The 17,581-nt window shown below is 69.2% G+C and carries 15 protein-coding genes and 2 pseudogenes; 10 read left to right on the top strand and 7 right to left on the bottom strand.

Annotated features, from left to right (window positions below; all coding sequences use genetic code 11):
- The first annotated feature begins 5 nt into the window (after positions 1 to 5).
- The 3 genes from H343_RS0121170 to H343_RS31920 are packed head-to-tail and all read left to right on the top strand — an operon-like array spanning position 6 to position 2,337.
- Complete coding sequence (locus H343_RS0121170; protein ID WP_028432782.1) at positions 6 to 209, top strand: MbtH family NRPS accessory protein; 204 nt, start codon at positions 6 to 8, stop codon at positions 207 to 209.
- A gap of 44 nt (positions 210 to 253) precedes the next feature.
- On the top strand, positions 254 to 1,591 hold the full coding sequence (lat, locus tag H343_RS31925) for an L-lysine 6-transaminase (RefSeq protein WP_051265666.1): 1,338 nt from the start codon (positions 254 to 256) through the stop codon (positions 1,589 to 1,591).
- Positions 1,588 to 2,337, top strand: coding sequence for an alpha/beta fold hydrolase (locus tag H343_RS31920; protein WP_051265665.1), 750 nt, complete (start codon positions 1,588 to 1,590; stop codon positions 2,335 to 2,337). Before lat ends, H343_RS31920 begins: the two co-directional genes overlap by 4 nt.
- An 82-nt stretch (positions 2,338 to 2,419) precedes the next feature.
- Here the strand turns inward: H343_RS31920 and H343_RS0121155 are convergent, their stop codons facing one another.
- The 3 genes from H343_RS0121155 to H343_RS0121145 form a co-directional block, all read right to left on the bottom strand.
- Positions 2,420 to 3,250 (bottom strand): carbohydrate ABC transporter permease, encoded by an 831-nt coding sequence (locus H343_RS0121155; protein ID WP_028432781.1) that lies wholly within the window; start codon positions 3,248 to 3,250, stop codon positions 2,420 to 2,422.
- A gap of 98 nt (positions 3,251 to 3,348) precedes the next feature.
- Complete coding sequence (locus H343_RS0121150; RefSeq protein ID WP_028432780.1) at positions 3,349 to 4,296, bottom strand: carbohydrate ABC transporter permease; 948 nt, start codon at positions 4,294 to 4,296, stop codon at positions 3,349 to 3,351.
- The gene (locus tag H343_RS0121145) at positions 4,293 to 5,627 is read right to left on the bottom strand and encodes an extracellular solute-binding protein (protein WP_028432779.1); all 1,335 of its coding nucleotides are present in this window, start codon (positions 5,625 to 5,627) and stop codon (positions 4,293 to 4,295) included. Before H343_RS0121145 ends, H343_RS0121150 begins: the two co-directional genes overlap by 4 nt.
- Positions 5,628 to 5,847: 220 nt before the next feature.
- Between H343_RS0121145 and H343_RS0121140 the strand changes: the two genes are divergently transcribed.
- Positions 5,848 to 8,205 (top strand): beta-xylosidase/alpha-l-arabinosidase, encoded by a 2,358-nt coding sequence (locus tag H343_RS0121140; protein WP_051265663.1) that lies wholly within the window; start codon positions 5,848 to 5,850, stop codon positions 8,203 to 8,205.
- A gap of 19 nt (positions 8,206 to 8,224) precedes the next feature.
- Here H343_RS0121140 and H343_RS0121135 read toward each other — a convergent pair whose 3' ends face one another.
- From H343_RS0121135 to H343_RS0121125, 3 genes are all read right to left on the bottom strand, one after another.
- Positions 8,225 to 9,328 (bottom strand): LacI family DNA-binding transcriptional regulator, encoded by a 1,104-nt coding sequence (locus H343_RS0121135; protein ID WP_486586991.1) that lies wholly within the window; start codon positions 9,326 to 9,328, stop codon positions 8,225 to 8,227.
- 176 nt (positions 9,329 to 9,504) lie between these two features.
- Positions 9,505 to 9,867: a hypothetical protein gene (locus H343_RS0121130; RefSeq protein WP_028432776.1), complete on the bottom strand. Its 363-nt coding sequence runs from the start codon at positions 9,865 to 9,867 to the stop codon at positions 9,505 to 9,507.
- A gap of 153 nt (positions 9,868 to 10,020) precedes the next feature.
- Complete coding sequence (locus H343_RS0121125) at positions 10,021 to 10,614, bottom strand: helix-turn-helix domain-containing protein (protein WP_028432775.1); 594 nt, start codon at positions 10,612 to 10,614, stop codon at positions 10,021 to 10,023.
- A gap of 97 nt (positions 10,615 to 10,711) precedes the next feature.
- Here H343_RS0121125 and H343_RS0121120 point away from each other — a divergent pair, with 97 nt between their 5' ends.
- Positions 10,712 to 11,725, top strand: coding sequence for an NAD(P)/FAD-dependent oxidoreductase (locus H343_RS0121120; RefSeq protein WP_028432774.1), 1,014 nt, complete (start codon positions 10,712 to 10,714; stop codon positions 11,723 to 11,725).
- A gap of 215 nt (positions 11,726 to 11,940) precedes the next feature.
- Here the strand turns inward: H343_RS0121120 and htpG are convergent, their stop codons facing one another.
- Positions 11,941 to 13,866, bottom strand: a complete 1,926-nt coding sequence (gene htpG / locus H343_RS0121115) for a molecular chaperone HtpG (protein ID WP_028432773.1) — start codon at positions 13,864 to 13,866, stop codon at positions 11,941 to 11,943.
- Positions 13,867 to 14,426: 560 nt separating this feature from the next.
- On the opposite strand from htpG, the gene H343_RS0121110 reads away from it, so the two are divergent.
- The 5 genes and pseudogenes from H343_RS0121110 to H343_RS35640 all read left to right on the top strand — a co-directional run.
- Entirely contained in the window at positions 14,427 to 14,882 is a 456-nt protein-coding gene (locus H343_RS0121110; protein ID WP_028432772.1) for a helix-turn-helix domain-containing protein, read from the top strand.
- A 4-nt stretch (positions 14,883 to 14,886) separates the two neighbouring features.
- Entirely contained in the window at positions 14,887 to 15,444 is a 558-nt protein-coding gene (locus H343_RS0121105) for a PIN domain-containing protein (protein WP_028432771.1), read from the top strand.
- 459 nt (positions 15,445 to 15,903) lie between these two features.
- Positions 15,904 to 16,770, top strand: coding sequence for a hypothetical protein (locus H343_RS34410; RefSeq protein WP_199778971.1), 867 nt, complete (start codon positions 15,904 to 15,906; stop codon positions 16,768 to 16,770).
- Between the two features lie 38 nt (positions 16,771 to 16,808).
- Positions 16,809 to 16,964, top strand: a pseudogene (locus H343_RS36085) (transposase); the annotation flags it as partial.
- Between the two features lie 148 nt (positions 16,965 to 17,112).
- Positions 17,113 to 17,581, top strand: a pseudogene (locus tag H343_RS35640) (hypothetical protein); the annotation flags it as partial.

Here is a 17,581-nt window from a genome sequence, read left to right as displayed (position 1 = left end):
CCACCATGGCCAACGAACCCCTCTTCGACGTCGTCCACAACGACGAGGAGCAGTACTCGATATGGGAAGCCGAGCGCGACCTCCCCGCGGGCTGGCACCGCGAAGGCACCCGCGGCACCCATGAGGAGTGCGTCGCCCACATCGACAGGATCTGGACCGACATCCGGCCGCGCAGCGTGCGCGAGCGCCAGCAGGCGGCACAGGCGTGAGCACCTTGCGCTCACAACCCCGCGCACTCGACGAGGAGGACCCGATGAGCGGCAACAGACTCGAATTCCTGCGCGACCATGTCACCGGCGATTTCAGCGACATCCTGGTGGACGTCCGTGCCAGCAGCGGCTGCTGGCTGGTGGACGCGCAGGACGGGGCACGCTACCTGGACATGTCGATGTTCTTCGCGTCGGCTCCGATCGGTCACAACCACCCCGGCCTGCACGGCTCCGCGGACTTCGACGAGACGCTGCTGACGGCGTCCCGGATGAAGCCCGCCAACCCCGACTTCGCCACCGCCGAGCAGATCCGCTTCGCCGAGACGTTCCTGCGGGTCTTCGGCTCCGCGGACATGCCGTACGTCTTCTTCATCGACGGCGGCGGCCTCGCCGTCGAGAACGCGCTGAAGGTCGCGTTCGACTGGAAGACCCAGCACAACGCCGCCCGTGGCCTGGCCGTACGCGGCTCCAGGGTGCTGCACCTGGAACACGCCTTCCACGGCCGCACCGGCTACACCATGTCGCTGACCAACACCGACCCGGCCAAGACCCGCGACTTCCCCGTCTTCGACTGGCCTCGGATCCCGAGCCCCGCCGTGAACGACATGAGCCGCTGGGACGAGCCGGGGCTGCTGGAGGAGGAGCGGCGCGCCCTGGCCGCCGCCGAGGCGGAGTTCCGCCGCCATCCGCACGAGATCGCCTGCTTCGTCTTCGAGCCGGTCCAGGGCGAGGGCGGCGACCGTCACCTGCGGCCGCAGTTCCTGACCGCGATGGCCGAACTGTGCCGCAGCAACGACGCGTTGTTCGTCGCGGACGAGGTGCAGAGCGGCTTCGGACTCACCGGCGACCGCTGGGCCAGCGAGACGCTGGGACTCGAACCGGACCTCATCGCCTTCGGCAAGAAGACCCAGGTGTGCGGCGTCCTCGGCGGCCGCCGCGTGAGGGAGATCGGGACCAACGCCTTCCGCGAGGCGAGCAGGCTCAGTTCCACCTGGGGCGGCAACCTCGTCGACATGGTCCGGGCCACCCGCATCCTCGAGATCGTCGAACGGGACGGGCTCTTCGAGAACGCCCGGACCACCGGCGAGTATCTGGTCGGACAGCTCCGCGAGATCGCGGCCGAGCACCCGGGCATGGTCACAAACCCGCGCGGACGCGGCCTGATGTGCGCCATCACCCTCCGCGACACCGCCCAGCGCGACCGGGTCATCTCACGGGCGCTCGGCAGCCACGGAGTGATCTTCCTGCCCTCGGGCGTACGCGAACTGCGCTGGCGGCCGCCGCTGTCGGTGTCCGAGTCCGAACTGGCCATCGCCGTCGACGCGTTGCGGGTCGTGCTCAAGGAGATGGCCGCCGAGGACAGCGGCGGTGACTCCCTGTGAGCCGCCTCGCGCGCCCCACGCCGCGTCCCTGGGCCTCCCGCAGACTCATATGCCTGAGCTTCGCGGGCGGCGGCACCGTCGGCTTCCGGCCCTGGGCACGCCAGGTGCCTCGGGACGTCGAACTGCGCTCGCTCTGCTACCCGGGCCGTGAGTTCAGGTACGGGGAGGAGATCACCGGTGGCTGGCAGGGCCTGGTCGCCGACTGCGCGGAAGCGATAGCGAGCGACACGCGCGCGCCGTACGTCCTCTACGGGCACAGCATGGGCGCACTCGTCGCGTACGAGACCGCCAGGCTCCTCGAAGCCGCCGGCACAGGACCGCAGAGTCTCGTGCTGTCCGGTCACATCGCCCCGCAGAACTGGACGGGCAGCCGCACCAAGGCTCTGGCCGCCGCATCCGACGCGGAGCTGTCCCACTGGCTGGAGGCGTCCGGCGGCGCCCCGGAGTCGGTGCTCCGCGATCCCGATCTGCTGGACATGGCGGTGGAGTTGCTCCGCATGGATCTCCAGGCGTACTCCGGCTACCACCACGACGCCCGGCCACGGCTGCGGGCGGGCATCCACCTGATGGTCGGCGAGCGGGAGGTGACGCAGCTCCACGAGGGCTGGTCGGAGGTGACCGACGGGCCGTTCTCCATGGAGGTGCTGCCCGGGGGCCACTTCTTCACCCCGCAGCAGTGGCGGTCGCTGCCGGGCCGGATGCCGCTGGCCGCCGGCAGCGGCCTGACCGTTCAGGGAGCTCGCTGACGCGCGTCCGGGCACTCCGGCGGGGACCGGACAGCTCTCCCGTCCGCGGTCTCCCTTACGCACCGGCGCCGGGCGGGGGTGGCTACTTGCCGCCCAGCCCGGCGAGCCCCGCGACGATCCAGCGGCGGGCGAGGACGTACGCGATGAAGACGGGTGCGGCGGAGAGCAGTACGGCCGTCATCAGGCCGGGGATGTTCACGCCGTACTCGGTCTGGAAGTTCCACAGGTTGAGGGTGAGGATCTGCTGGTCCGCGGACTGGGTGAGGATCAGCGGGAAGAGGAACCCGTTCCACGCCTGGAGCGCGGCGTAGATGCCGACGGCGACGATGCTGCCGCGGGACATCGGGATGACCAGGGAGAGCAGTACGCGCATGGGGCCTGCCCCGTCGAGGGTCATGGCCTCGTAGTTCTCGCCGGGCACGTCGCGCAGCGAGCCGGCCAGGATGAGGACGGCGAACGGCAGTCCGAAGGCCACGGTGGGCAGGATGATGGCGAGCTTGGTGTCGTAGAGACCCATCCGGACGATCATCAGGTAGACGGGGATGATGACCGCCTGGGCCGGGATGGCGAGCCCCAGCAGGAAGACGGAGAAGGCACCGGACACGAAACGGCTGGTGGAGCGTACGACCGCGTAGGCGGCGGGTACGGCGCACACGAGGGTCAGGGCGACACTGAGGGCCGTGACGATCACCGTGTTGAAGAACGCCCTGGTGAAGCCGCCCGCCAGGACCGTCTGCAGATTCTCCAGCGTCAGTTCCCCGGGCAGGCCGAGCGGCCCGTTGTCGAGGAATCCGTCGCGGCTCTGCACGCTCCAGCTCAGCATGCACCACAGGGGGACCAGGACGACCGCGAGCCAGAGCAGGGCCGCGGCGCCCGCGGGGATGTTGGCGCGGGCGAACAGCGGACCGCGCACGGACGTCCTCCGGGTCCTTCCGCGCCCGCCCCCGGGTCCGTCCCCCGTACCGGAAACGGCGCGTTCCTCTGCGGGCGTGGCAGCCGGGGCCGTGGCCATCAGATCCCCTCCAGGGTGGAGCGCATCCTGCTGAAGCCGCTGAACCGGACGATCAGCAGGGAAAGCGCGGTGCCGAACAGCACGAGAACGGTGGCCAGCGCCGAAGCGGGCCCCATCTCGAAGCTCTTGAACGCCTGTTGGTACATCCGGAACGGCATGGACTGGGTGGCCGCCCCGGGACCGCCGTCGGTGAGGATCAGGATGGTCTCGAAGGTGGTCATCGTGCCGACGATCATGAGCGTGGAAGAAGTGACGACGGTGTTGCGCAGCTGCGGCAGCGTGATCGACCAGAACTGGCGCACGCGGCCGGCGCCGTCGATGGTGGCGGCCTCGTAGAGCTGCGCGGGTACGTTACGCGCGGCGGCCTGGTACATCAGCATGTGGAACGGCACGAACTGCCAGGCGCCGACGGCGATGATGACCACCAGCGCGCCGCCGGAGGTACCGATGATGTTCCCGCTGGGCACGCCGGTCCACGGGCCGACGGCGCCGGCGAGACCGAAGTTGGGATCGAGCAGCGCCTTCCAGACCAGAGCGGTCGCCGCACCCGAGAGCAGCAGCGGCAGGAAGACGAGCGCGGAGGCGACTGCCCGTCCGCGCTGCCGGCCCGCCGCCCAGACCCCGAGCAGCAGCGCGAGCGGCGTCTGGACCGCCCAGCCGGCGAGGGTGAGCACGGCGGTGATCCGCAGCGAGTGCAGCAGGCCGGGATCGGTGATCAGTTCCCGCCAGTTGGACAGCCCGCTCCAACGCGGGTCGCCCAGGCCGTTCCAGGTCGTGAAGGAGAGCCAGCAGACCAGGACGAGCGGCAGGAGCGCGAAGACGCCGAAGACGAGCATGGCCGGGACGGCGTAGAGGGCGCCGGGCCGGACGGCGCTGCCGGTGTGCGTGCCGCGCGGGCCGCTGCCGCGGACCTCCGGACGGGCGGGTGCCGGTGCGGGGGCGGTCACTGGATCAACTCCATCGCGTCGACGAACTGCCGCGGGGAGAGCTTCTCCAGGAAGATCTGCTGGAGGCTGGAGAGCATCGCCTCCTTCACGGCGGGGAGCATCGCCTGGTCCCAGGAGAGGGTGAAGTCGGGGGCCTCGGAGACGATGCGGTAGACGTACAGCGCGAACTCCGGGTCGGGGGCCATGTCGCGCAGCCGGTCCTCGATGCCGACGGCGGCGGGAACGTCACCCGCCTCGATGAGGGCGTCGATGAAGGGACGCGCGGCGAGTTGGGTGCCGAGCAGCTCGAGACCCGCGTCGATGTCGGTGCTTCTGGTGTTGATGGAGAGGTAGTTGGTGTTGTTTCCGACCAGGGCGCGGCGGTCGCCCGTGCCGCCGGGGACGGTCGGGAAGGACACCCAGCTCAGACCGTCCTCGGTGAAACGCCTGTGGTCGTTGCGCAGGTTGGAGTACTCCCATGAGCCCATCAGGTGCATGGCGGCACGGCCCTTGGCGAAGAGTGCGGTGGCACCGCCCGATCCGTAGCTGACCGATCCGAACGCCTGGCCGAAGGCGCCGCGGCGGACCAGCTTCTGTATCCGGTCGAGGGCTTCCTCGATGGCGGGGTGCCGCCAGCTGCCGCGCTCTCCCGCGAATATCCTCCGCAGCGGTTCGGTGCCGGTGAGCCGCCCGGTGATGCATTCGAGCCACATCAGCTCGCACCAGCTTTCCGCCCCTGCCAGCGAGACGGGGACGACGTCCGCGTCGACGAAGGCGTCGACGACGTCGAGCAGTTCGTCCCAGGTACGGGGCGGGCGCAGGTCGTGCTCGTCGAAGAGGGACTGGTTGCAGAAGAGGATGACCGGCTGCATCCCGCGCACGGGCAGCCCGAACGGTTCGCCGCCGTCGACGCGGGCGGCCTGGAGAGCCGCGGGCAGGAAAGCGTCGCGCCACCGGGTGTCGCTGCCGAAGCGCTCCGCCAGGTCGACCACGAGGCCGGCTTCCTGGTAGGGGCGCAGCGACTCACCACCCCAGCTCCAGAACACGTCCGGCCCGTCCGAAGTACCCATGGCGATCCGGAGTTTCTGCGCGTAGCCGGTGTTGGGGAACCCCGTGAGCTTGGCACGCGAGGCCTGGCTGCGCGGGAGGCGAGCCAGGGCGGCGCGCTGGATCTTGTTCTGCACCGGGTCGGTGAGGGTCCATACGTCCAGTCCGCGGCTGTCTCGGCCGGCGCCGAGCCCGGCGGCCGAGCAGCCGGTGAGAGCCGCTCCCATGCCTGCGGCTCCGATGCCGGTGAGACCGGTCAGGAAGCGACGTCGGCTGTGCGTCGCCCGAATCGCCGTGGCTGCCATGGCATCTCCGCCTTAGAAACTTTCGGTCGAATCCGAAACCGAGAGGTTGGCGTGGAACTTAGGGCGAAGGCGCCAGGGGCGTCAATAACCCTGCACGGGTTCACTTCTACGAGCTTCTCCAGAGCCACTCACCCCTCACACAGCAGTGGCGCCTCACCGTAGAAAGTTTCCGAAAGCATCGGCTAGCCTTCGCTCAACCACTCCACTCGACGAGGTGACGATGCAACAGGACGCGCATCACGCGCCCACCCCGGAGGACCACGACGAGGCAGCGCCGTGGCGCGACGCACGGCTGACGCCCGACGCCCGCGTGGCCGACCTGATGGCCCGCATGACCCTCGAGGAGAAGCTCGCCCAGCTGGTCGGAGTGTGGGTGGGCGCCACCCACGACGGCCGGGGCGTCGCCCCGCACCAGGACGACCTCGCCGGCGAGTCGCCGTCCTGGGAGGAGTTGATCAGAGACGGACTCGGGCAGCTCACGCGCGTCTTCGGCACCCGCCCCGTCACTCCGGCCGCCGGTGCGAAGGCGCTGGCCGCCAGTCAGCGGGAGATCATGGCGGCCGGCCGGTTCGGCATACCCGCCGTGGCACATGAGGAGTGTCTCGCCGGCTTCACCACCTGGGGCGCGACCGTCTTCCCCGTCCCGCTGGCCTGGGGAGCCACCTTCGACACCGACCTTGTACGGCGGATGGCCGGGGCCGTCGGCGAGAGCATGCGCGCGGTCGGCGTGCACCAGGGGCTGGCTCCCGTACTGGACGTCGTACGGGACGCACGCTGGGGCCGGGTCGAGGAGACCATCGGGGAGGACCCGTATCTCGTCTCCGAGATCGGCTCCGCCTACGTCTCCGGACTGGAGTCGGCCGGCGTCATCGCCACACTGAAGCACTTCGCCGGATACGCGGCCGGCCGGGCGGGACGCAACCTGGCGCCGGTGAGCATGGGACCGCGTGAACTGGCCGACGTGGTCCTGCCGCCCTTCGAGACCGCGCTGCGCGAAGCGGGCGCCCGCTCGGTGATGCACGCCTACACGGAGATCGACGGCGTGCCCACCGCCGCCGACGAACGACTGCTGACCGGCGTCCTGCGCGAGGAGTGGGGCTTCGAAGGGACCGTCGTCGCCGACTACTTCGGGATCTCGTTCCTCGAACTGCTGCACCACACCGCGGGCAGCCCGGGCGAGGCGGCCGTCCAGGCACTCAACGCCGGCGTCGACGTCGAACTCCCGACCGCACGGTGCTACGGGGAACCGCTGGCCGAGCAGGTGCGCGAGCGCGCGGTGGACGAGGCCCTGGTGGACCGTGCCCTGACGCGCGTACTGCGGCAGAAGTGCGAACTGGGGCTGCTCGACCGGGACTGGAATCCCGAACCACCCGTGCGCGAGCCGGATCTCGACCCGCCCGAACACCGCGCTCTGGCAAGGCAGTTGGCTCGTGAGTCGGTCGTGCTGCTCGCCGACGACGCCGGGCTGCTGCCGCTCGGTGCGCCCGGTCACGTCGCTGTTGTCGGTCCGCTCGCCGACGACGCTCTCGGGCTCCAGGGCTGCTACTCCTTCCCCGCGCACGTGGGCGTGCGCCACCCGGAGTGGGACATGGGCGTGGCCGTGCCGAGCGTGCTGGAAGGGCTGAGGGAAGGGCTCGGTGCCCGTCTCGTCACCCACGAACAGGGCTGCCCCGTGCGGGAGACGGACAGGTCGGGCTTCGCCCGGGCCGTGGCCGCCGCGCGGGAGGCGGACGTCTGCCTGGCCGTACTCGGCGACCGTGCGGGCCTCTTCGGACGCGGCACGTCGGGCGAAGGGTGCGACGTACCCGATCTGTCGCTGCCCGGGGTGCAGGCCGAACTGCTGGAGGAACTGCTGGAGAGCGGCACTCCCGTGGTGCTGGTCGTGGTCAGCGGACGTCCGTACGCGCTGGGAGCGGCAGCCGGACGCGCCGCGGCGATCGTGCAGACCTTCTTCCCCGGCGAGGAGGGCGCGGCGGCACTGGCGGACGTACTGACCGGCCGCGCGGACCCCTCCGGCCGGCTGCCGGTGAGCGTGCCCCGCCTGCCCGGGGGTCAGCCGGGCACCTATCTGACGGCGGCGCTGGGACGTGCCAGCGAAGTGAGCGCACAGGACCCGACTCCGCTGTTCCCCTTCGGGCACGGCCTGTCCTACACCCGCTTCTCCTACGGGGAGTTGGAGCTGAGCAGCCAGGAGGTGCCGGTCGACGGCGCGCTGGAGATCTCCTGCACGGTCACCAACACGGGCGGGCGTACGGGCACGGAGACCGTGCAGCTCTACCTCACCGACCCCGTCGCCCAGGTGACCCGGCCCTGGCGGGAGCTGGCCGGGTTCACACGTGTGGAACTCGCTCCGGGCGAGCGCCGCCGGGTGACGTTCGGCCTGCACACGGACCGCACCGCCTTCACCGGGCGGGACGGTCGTCGAGTGGTGGAACCCGGCGTGACCGAGGTACGGATCGGGCGGTCGAGTACGGACACGCCCCTGGAGGGCGCGTTCCGTATCGCCGGCACCGCACCGCGGGCCGCCGGGCACGACCGGGTGCTGCGGACTTCCGTACAGGTGAGCGGACGCGGATGAGGGACCGGCCCCCGGCCGGTCAGTTCCGCGGCGGAGGAGCGGTGCTGTCCCGGACGACGAGTTCCGTGGACAGCTCCAGTCTCCGGGTCTCGAAAGAGCCGGTCTCCAGATAGAGCAGCAGCATCCGCATCGCCTGCGCCGCCATCTGCGCCACGGGCTGCCGGACGGTGGTCAGCGGCGGTGACGACAGCCGGGCGGCCGGCAGGTCGTCGAAGCCGACCACGCTCAGGTCGTCCGGGACGCGCAGACCGAGGTGCCCGGCTGTGCGGTACACGCCGAGTGCCTGCTGGTCGTTGCCCGCGAAGATCGCGGTGGGCGGGTGCGGCAGGGAGAGCAGTTCATGTGCCGCCTGCTCGCCGCGCGGTGCGTAGAAGTCGCCCTCCGCGACGAGGTCCTCGTCGAGGGGCAGTCCGGCCGACTGCATGGCCGAGCGGTAGCCGTCCAGCCGCGCACGGCTGCACTGCACATCGGGCCGGCCGCCGATGAGGCCGATGCGCTCGTGTCCCAGAGAGATCAGATGCTCGGTGGCCGTCAGAGCGCCGTTCCAGTTGGTCGCACCGACGGAGGCGACATGGGGGTCGGGCTGGCCGACCGGGTCGATGATGACCATGGGGATGCCCAGCGCCCGGATCTGCTCCGCGTGCGCGGGCCTGAGTTCGGTGACGGCCAGGATGATGCCGTCCGACCAGCGCGCGGTGAGATTGTCCAGCCACCTGCGCTCCTCGGTCGTCTCCCCGTGGATGGCGGACACGACAGTGCCGAGACCCGACTCGTGGGCGACCATCTCGACACCGCGGATGATCTCCACCGACCACTCGCTGTCGAGGTTGTTGAAGACGAGGTCGACGAGCCGCGCCTGTCCCTCGCGGCGCTTGGCGCGGCGCGTGTACTGATGCTCGACCAGCAGCCGCTCGACCCGGCGGCGCGTTCCGGCGGCGACGTGCGCGTGCCCGTTGAGCACCTTGGAGACCGTGGGAACGGAGACACCGGCCTCACGGGCGATGTCGCTGATGGTGACGCGTTCGCCGCGACCCTGCCCCGGCCCCGCGCCGTCGCCTCCCATGCCGTCACGTCCCGCGCCCTCACGTCCCGCGCGGTCGCCTGCCACGTGCGGTACGGCCACGGCGGACCTCCTGTCACCCTGATTCTTCGCTCGCACGTCACCCTAGCGGAGCGCCCCGAAAGCTTTCGTAGAGCTTTCGCCGCCGCCCCTCTTCCGCCGTCACGGTGGCACCGTGCTGCCGGGACGGCGGAAGAGGGGCGGCCTGGCGAGTCCGGTGGCGGGCGGGCGGCCGGGGATCAGAAGGCGTGCTCCATCCTGCAGGAGTCGACCCTGTCCGCCTTCTCGGGTTCACTCATGGGGAACGTGACCTCGGCTGAGATCTCCTCGTCCCCGGAGTCCGACTCCGGGGTCAGCTTCTGGGAAGAGCTGTCGATGACGTTCCCCTTCGAGTCGAGGAACTCCAACCCCACGAAGTACTTGCGGTCACGTGGCGACGTGTTGGCCGTGACCCTCGCCGTTGCGGCGGGACGTCCGTCACCCGCGCACTTGAGGATCGCCACCTTGATGTCGTCCTGATCGAAATCGTCACCGCGTTTGGCGGTGCCCGGACTGCCGTCGCCGCCGCACGCCGTCAGCAGCGCGAGGGCGAGAAGGGCCATGACAGCCCCGCGCGTACGGTGTTCAAGCATGCTCCCCCGCAAAAAGCCATCTCATAAGCCGACTCAGAACCGAGACGCGACACTACCGGTGCGAGGGCGAGCACACAGGCGCACGCCAACTCACCGCCGCGGAGGCCGTCTCGGCCCGCGCCGTCATTCGCGAGTGCCGCGAGCGTCTGCGTCGCCGGCCTCGGCCTGGTGGCCGCGGCGGGCGTCGCGGTCGAAGATGCCCAGGATCTCGCATGGTCCGCCCTCGGCGCCGATCGCGTGCGGCATCATCGTGGGAAACTCGGCTGCCTGGTTGGCCTCGAGGCGGAAGCGGCGGTGGCCGAGCATGAGGATCGCGGTGCCGGACAGGACGACGAGCCATTCGCGCCCCGGGTGGGCACGCATGTGTGCCGGGTTCTTGGGCGGTGGTTCGGTCATGCGCTGGCGTACCACGGTCACCCCGGGATCACCCTTCACCGGCCAGCGCATCAGGCCGTGGGCGCTGTCGATCACCGGGCTGGTGACCACGTCCTCGGCGGCGGTCTCCACGAGCTGGTCCAGCGTCGTGTCCAGAGCACGGGCGAGGGTGACCAGCTGATCCAGTGCGAGGCGGCGCCGGCCGTTCTCGATGCGGCTCAGCGAGGACTGGCTGAGGCGGGCACGGGTGGCCAGCTCTTCCAGCGACCAGCCCTGCGCCACCCGCAGAGCGCGGATGCGTTTGCGTACGAGGCCGTCCAGCTCTCCATCTTCTTGCGTCATGAGCAACACAGTATGCCCTGCATGCAACACGGCGTTAGCGTCGTGTGCGGATGGCCCGGAGCGTCCGCGGCCACGATCGAGGAAAGGGCAGGAGGCCATGGCTGTGACGACTTCTCCGTACCCGAGCGACGCACTGCCCGGTGGGACCGTCGACGTGGTGGTGATCGGCGGCGGTGCCGCGGGGCTGAACGGCGCGCTGATGCTCGCCCGCTCCCGCCGCTCGGTCGTGGTGATCGACAGCGGCACTCCGCGCAACGCGCCGGCCGGGGCCATGCACGGTTTCATCGTCCTGGACGGCACCCCGCCCTCCGAGATCCTCCGGCGGGGCCGGGAGCAGGTGCGCCAGTACGGCGGCCGCATCACCCTCGGCAAGGTGGTCTCGGCCGAGCCCGCCACCCCGCCGGCTGACGGGGATCTGCGCTTCACCGTCACCCTGGCCGACGGCCGGAGCGTGACCGCGCGCCGTGTCCTGGTGGCCACCGGCCTGCGGGACGTGCTGCCCGACGTTCCCGGTCTCACCGAGCACTGGGGACACGGCGTGGTGCACTGCCCGTACTGCCACGGCTGGGAGGTGCGCGACGAGCCCATCGGCATCCTCAACACCGGCCCGGCCTCCGTCCACCACGCGCTCCTCTTCCGTCAACTGACCGAGGACCTGATCTACTTCGCCCACGGCACTCCCCCGGATGAGGACACCCGCGCGCGCTTCGCCGCCCGCGGCATCCGCGTCGTCGACACGCCGGTGCGGGAAGCCGTCGACAACGAGGACGGCACCCTCGCGGGAGTGCGCCTGACCGGCGGCCAGTTCGCCGCCCGCCCCGTCCTCGCCGTCGCCACGCGGATGCAGGCCCGCACCGAGGGCCTGGACGGCCTGAAGCTGCCGACGGAGGACCTGCCCGACAACATGGGCCGCCGCTTCGCCTCCGGCATGGCCGGCACCACCGAGGTGCCGGGCGTGTGGGTGGCCGGCAACGCCACCGACCTCACCGCACAGGTCGGGGCCTCCGCGGCGGCCGGCGCCTTGGCCGGCGCCCACATCAACGCCCTGCTGGCCACCGCGGACACCGACGCGGCCCTCGCCGCATCCCGGGACGAGGCGCCCACCGCCTGACACTTGGACATGATCCTTACCGCCGCCTGAAAGGACGGTCACGCCATGAGCCCTTCGACTGCCAACTGGCCCGCACACACGAATTGATGATGCGGGCCGCGCGGGACTGCCTCGTCAAGGATCATTACGAACCCCCTGACCGCCCACCAAGCGGGCAGGTCCCACGAGCAAGGGCCGGGTCACCACGCCCCGGCCCTTCCTCATGCCTCCCCGTGCTAGAGGGAGCGGGCCACACGGTCGGTGACGAGGCGGGCGAACCGAGCCGGGTCGCCCAACTCTCCGCCCTCCGCCAGCAGAGCGGTGCCGTACACCAGCTCGGCGGTCTGCGCCAGGGCCGGGTCGTCCGGCTCCTTCCCGTGGGCAGCGAGCAGCCCCGTCACCAGGTGATGCTCGGGGTTGAGCTCGAGGATCCGCTTGATGGGCGGGGCACTGTGCCCCATCGCGCGGTACATCTTCTCCATCGTCGGCGTCATGTCGTGCGCGTCGTTGACCAGACAGGCCGGCGACGTGGTGAGCCGGGTGGACAGACGGACCTGCTTGACCTGCTCGCCCAACTGCTCCTGCATCCAGGACAGCAGCGGCGTGAACTCCCGCTTGCGCTCCTCGTCCTCCGGCTTGGCGTCGTCCTCGCCCTCCGCCTCGTCGAGGTCGACCTGCCCCTTGGCGATGGACAGCAGCCGTTTCCCCTCGAACTCGCGGACCGCGTCCACCCACATCTCGTCCACGGGGTCGGTCAGCAGCAGCACCTCGTACCCCTTGGCGTGGAACGCCTCCATGTGGGGCGAATTCTCGATCTGCGACCGGGACGAACCGGTCATGAAGTAGATCTCCTCCTGCCCCTCCTGCATCCGCTCCACGTACTCCGCCAGCGTCGTCTGCTGCTCCGGGTCGTGCGTGGAGGAGAACGAGGCGATGTCAAGGATCGCGCCCTGGTTGTCGGTGTCGCTGAGCAGACCCTCCTTGACGGCGCTGCCGAACTCCCGCCAGAAGGTGCGGTAGCGGTCCTCGTCGGACTTCATCAGTCCCTTCACCGTGGACAGCACCTTCTTCACCAAGCGCCGGCGCATCAGGTGGATCTGCCGGTCCTGCTGGAGAAGCTCCCGGGAGATGTTCAGGGAGAGATCCTGCGCGTCCACCACACCCCTGACGAACCGCAGGTACTCCGGCATCAGCTCCTGGCAGTCGTCCATGATGAACACGCGCTTCACGTACAGCTGGACCCCCGGCCGGCTGTCGCGCGTGTACAGGTCGAACGGCGCCTGCGACGGGATGAACAGCAGCGCCTCGTACTCGAACGCCCCCTCCGCGCGGAGCGAGATGGTCTCCAGCGGATCGTTCCAGTCGTGGCTGACGTGCCGGTAGAACTCCTTGTACTCCTCGTCCTCCACCTCCGAGCGGGGGCGAGACCAGAGGGCCTTCATCGAATTGAGTGTGGTCAGCTCCCGCTCCGACCCGTCCGACTCGGCCTCGCCGTCGCCGGGCCGCTCCACCTCCATCCGGATGGGCCAGCCGATGAAGTCGGAGTACCGCTTGACGATCTCCCGGATCTTCCATTCTTCGGTGTAGTCGAAGAGACGGTCCTCCTCGTCCTTCGGTTTGAGGTGCACGGTGACCGCGGTCCCCTGCGGGGCGTCCGGAACCGGCTCGACGGTGTAGGTGCCGTCACCGTCGGACTCCCAGCGGGTGCCCACGTCCTCGCCCGCACGGCGGGTCACCAGCGTCACCCGGTCCGCCACCATGAATGTGGCGTAGAAACCGACGCCGAACTGGCCGATGAGCTCCCGGGAGGCCTCGCCGTCCTCCGCCTCCTTCAACCGCTCCAGCAGCTCGGCCGTCCCCGACTTCGCCACGGTGCCGATGAGGTCGACCACGTCGTCACGGGACATGCCGATGCCGTTGTCGGCCACGGTCAGGGTGCGCTGCTCCCGGTCCGCGTCGATGCGAATGTGCAGGTCGCCGGTCTCCACATCGAGGTCGGACTCTACGAGCTTCGCCCGCCGGACCTTGTCCAGGGCGTCGGAGGCGTTGGAGATGAGCTCCCGGAGGAAGATGTCCTTGTTCGAGTAGATCGAGTGGACCATCAGGCGCAGCAACTGCCGTGCCTCCGCCTGGAACTCGTGGGTCTCGGTCTGTGTACTCACATGGCCCCCTGTGTGCGCGAATTCTGTGCGTCATGGATGGTAGAGGACTCCCGGCGGGGATCGGCCCCAGGTGGCGCCTGTCCGACGGCAAGCGGAAACGCCCGGGCATCCCGAAGTCCGGAAGAGCACCTCGCAGTCCTCCGCGTCCTCACACCTCGACTCGGCCCGTACGGCGCGGAAGCTCGCCCCGCAGGGGCAAAAAGAAACCCCAGGTCAAAGACATGACCTGCGGTTTCCCCGGGAGCCGCCTGGGCGAGTCGAACCCCCGACCTACGCATTACGAGGCCTGCAAGATCATGCCGGTCCGTGCCGGACGCTGCCGCCACACCCCGTTTCCCCTGTTCACAAGCGCGCACCCCCCGCCCAGCCATGCCGGAGAGCCCACGCTGTGCCGGACCGTCCGCTCACACATCGCTCACGCAGGCTCGTGGCCCGAGCGGCATGCCGGACGACTGACCGCCACGAGCGGCAACGGTTGCACTTATTTCGATTGTTGCGGACAATGCAGCTACGACACTTTGACATGATCCGTACCGCCGCTTGAAGGGACGGTCACACCAATGAGCCCCTCGACTGCCCGCCCCACCCCTTCGTCCGAGGTGAATGCCGATTTCGCGGCACGGGCCCTGTCACCCGTGAAGAACTCCCTCGCCCGCTTCCCCGACGCCGAACGGATCCACTTCCGGATCGAGGAGGGAGACGCCGACCTCGAGCTGCCGCGCGAGGCCGTGGAGCTGCTGGCGACGGTACTGAGCCACATGGCGGCCGGCCGCGCCGTCTCCATCGTTCCCGAGCACGCGGAGCTGACCACACAGCAGGCAGCCGACATGCTGAACGTCTCCCGGCCGTTCCTGATCGGACTTCTGGAGGCCGGCGAGATCGACTACCGGAAGGTCGGCACCCACCGAAGGATCAGGGCACAGTCGCTACTCGAGTATCAGCGCCAAGACGACCGGAAGCGTCGGAAGGCAGCGGACGAGCTCACCGCACTGAACCAGGAGATGGGGCTGATCTGACCTCGTGGCGTTCACTGTTGTCTACGACGCCTGCGTTCTGTACCCGAGCACACTCCGCGATCTGCTCATCCGCGTTGCGCAGGCGGGGCTCGTACAAGCGAAGTGGACGGATCGGATCCTGGACGAGGTCTTCACGAACCTTCAGGCGAACCGTCCAGAACTCGCTCCCGCGAAACTGGCCCGAACACGCGAACTGATGATGCGTGCCGTGCGGGACTGTCTCGTCAAGGACTACGAACCCCTGGAGTCCGCACTCCAACTTCCCGACACAGATGACCATCACGTACTCGCTGCCGCGATCAAATCGCGGGCTCAGCTGATCGTGACCAACAACCTCAAGGATTTTCCCGAGGAGACGCTGGCGCCGTGGAACCTCGAAGCCGTCTCCGCAGACGACTTCATCCTCGCCCAAATCGATCTCGACCGGCAACGGGTCTTCGCAGCCGTGCAGCAGATAGCCGACTCCTGGCGAAACCCACCCGGCACCACGGCAGATGTACTCGGACGGCTGGAGCGAGACGGTCTCGTGGAGTCCACCGCCGCTCTCAGCTCCGGCCAGTAGCCGACAACCAGCCTGCGCTGCTCCCACAGAGGGCGTGGATCGGTCGCCATGGCGCCACCTCTTGTCCTATGGCGACCTTGGAGCGTCACATTCGCTCACGCATGCCATCCCTCGGCCCCCGGCCGTGTGACGCGTCATGTCCCGAGCAGCAGAAAACCCCAGGTCAGAAGTTCTCTGCCCTGAGGCTTCAGCTGAGCCGCCTGGGGGAGTCGAACCCCCGACCTACGCATTACGAGGCCTGCAAGATCGTGACGGGGTGTGCTGAACTCTGGGGCGGGATGTCGTTTTTGCTGGTCAGCGACGGGTGCTCTGGTGACCGGTGATCCCTGATCCAAGGTGTGCTGTCCCGTCCGCTCACGCATCGCTCACGCACGTGCACCGCGGATCTCCTGCAAGGAGCCGCTTCGTTTCCCCTCACGAGTGATTGCCCGGCATGGAGTTTCGGGGTGAGCTGACGGCATGTATCGCTGGTCACCGCTGAACGATCGGCAACGTACGCTCCTTGACCGCCTCGACGCGGGCGAGGAACTCGGCGAGCAGGCTGCAAGTCAAAGGCGTTCGGCCTACGCCTTGCGCGACCGGGGCCTCTTGGCGATCACTCGTCGACGGGGCGAGCTTCTGACCGAGGTCACCGACGCCGGGAAGTTCTACCTCAAGCACGGTCGCCATCCTGACGACCCTGCGCACGCGGAGGACAAGCCAGCCGCCTCGACCGCCGGTGCATCCAGCACTCCGAACACGGGAAGCAGCGATACACGTCCGACGGCAACGAAACGCCGGCCACGGGCTGCGAAAAGCGCGCCGAAGAAGCCAACTCCATACAGCGAGAGGCCCATCCCCCTCGCTCGACGGGCGAAGGCGATCCAGCTGGTCGAGCAACTCACCGCCAAGCGGCAGGTCACCATCTCCGCCCCGACCGAGGAAGAGATCACGGAGTGGCGGCGGATCGTCGACTTCGCAAAGCGACACGGTCTCGTCCCCGAAGGCAAGCGCATCGAGAAGCAGCGCCTGTTCAACCGCACCCGTGACTTGCAGATTTCGCTGCTGGATGGACCTCATCTCAACACGAACAAGCAGTCGCCGGACGAGGCCCCGGCGGTACCGGTGCCGTCTCAACTGCGCTCGCCGCATCCGGTGGTGGCTGCCCTTCGAGACGACCAGGACCGACCGGTGATGCCGGCGGCAATGCGTCGTCGCGCTCTCCTGCTCGTTCAGGGGTTGGCAGCCGAAGCCGTGCGGCGGGGCCACAGGGTGGAGGAGCACCCAGTCGCCAGCCGTCACCGAAGCCACGCGTACGGGACTGATGCAGGGTCTGGGGTCATCTGATCTGGCTTGCCCGCGGGGCGGCCTGGAAGGATGTAGCCGTGCCTGTTCCCTACCCTCAAGAGTTCCGTGACGATGTCGTCCGCGTGGCCCGTAACCGCGAGAAGGGCGTCACTCTCGCGCAGATCGCGAAGGACTTCGGCGTCCATGAGATGACGCTGTCGAAGTGGATGCGCCAGGCGAAGGTCGAGGACGGCGAGGAGCCGGGCGTCACCAGGTCGGAGTCGGCCGAGAACCGCGAGTTGAAGAAGCGGGTGCGGCTGCTGGAGCAGGAGAACGAGGTCCTGCGCCGCGCGGAGCCTACCTCTCGCAGGCTCACCTGCCGGCAAAAGGCTCTACCCGCTCGTGAGAGACCTCGCCGCCGACAACATCCCTGTCGCGGTTGCGTGTCGGGTGCTCACGCTCTCCCGCCAGCACTACTACCGCTGGCTGCGGCAGCCGGTCACGGACACCGAGATCACCGTGGCCTACCGCGCGAACGCCCTGTTCGACGCTCACCGTGATGACCCGGAGTTCGGCTACCGGTTCCTCACCGGTGAAGCCGAGGCCGCCGGACAGCGCATGTGCGAGCGGACCGCATGGCGGATCTGCCGCGACCATGGCTGGTGGTCGGTGTTCGGGAAGAATCGGCCGAAGAACGCCAAGAGGCCCGGGCCGCCCGTGCACGACGATCTCGTCCAGCGCGACTTCACCGCGACCGGCCCGAACCAGAGCTGTGGCTCACCGACATCACCGAACACCCCACCGGCGGATTCAACTGGTCGTCGCAACACCCTGATCTCGGAGGTGTGCGACGTGGCCACGGCGGACTGGA

Source organism: Streptomyces sp. TAA204, assembly GCF_000424965.1.
This window is presented reverse-complemented; position numbering and strand designations above follow the sequence as displayed.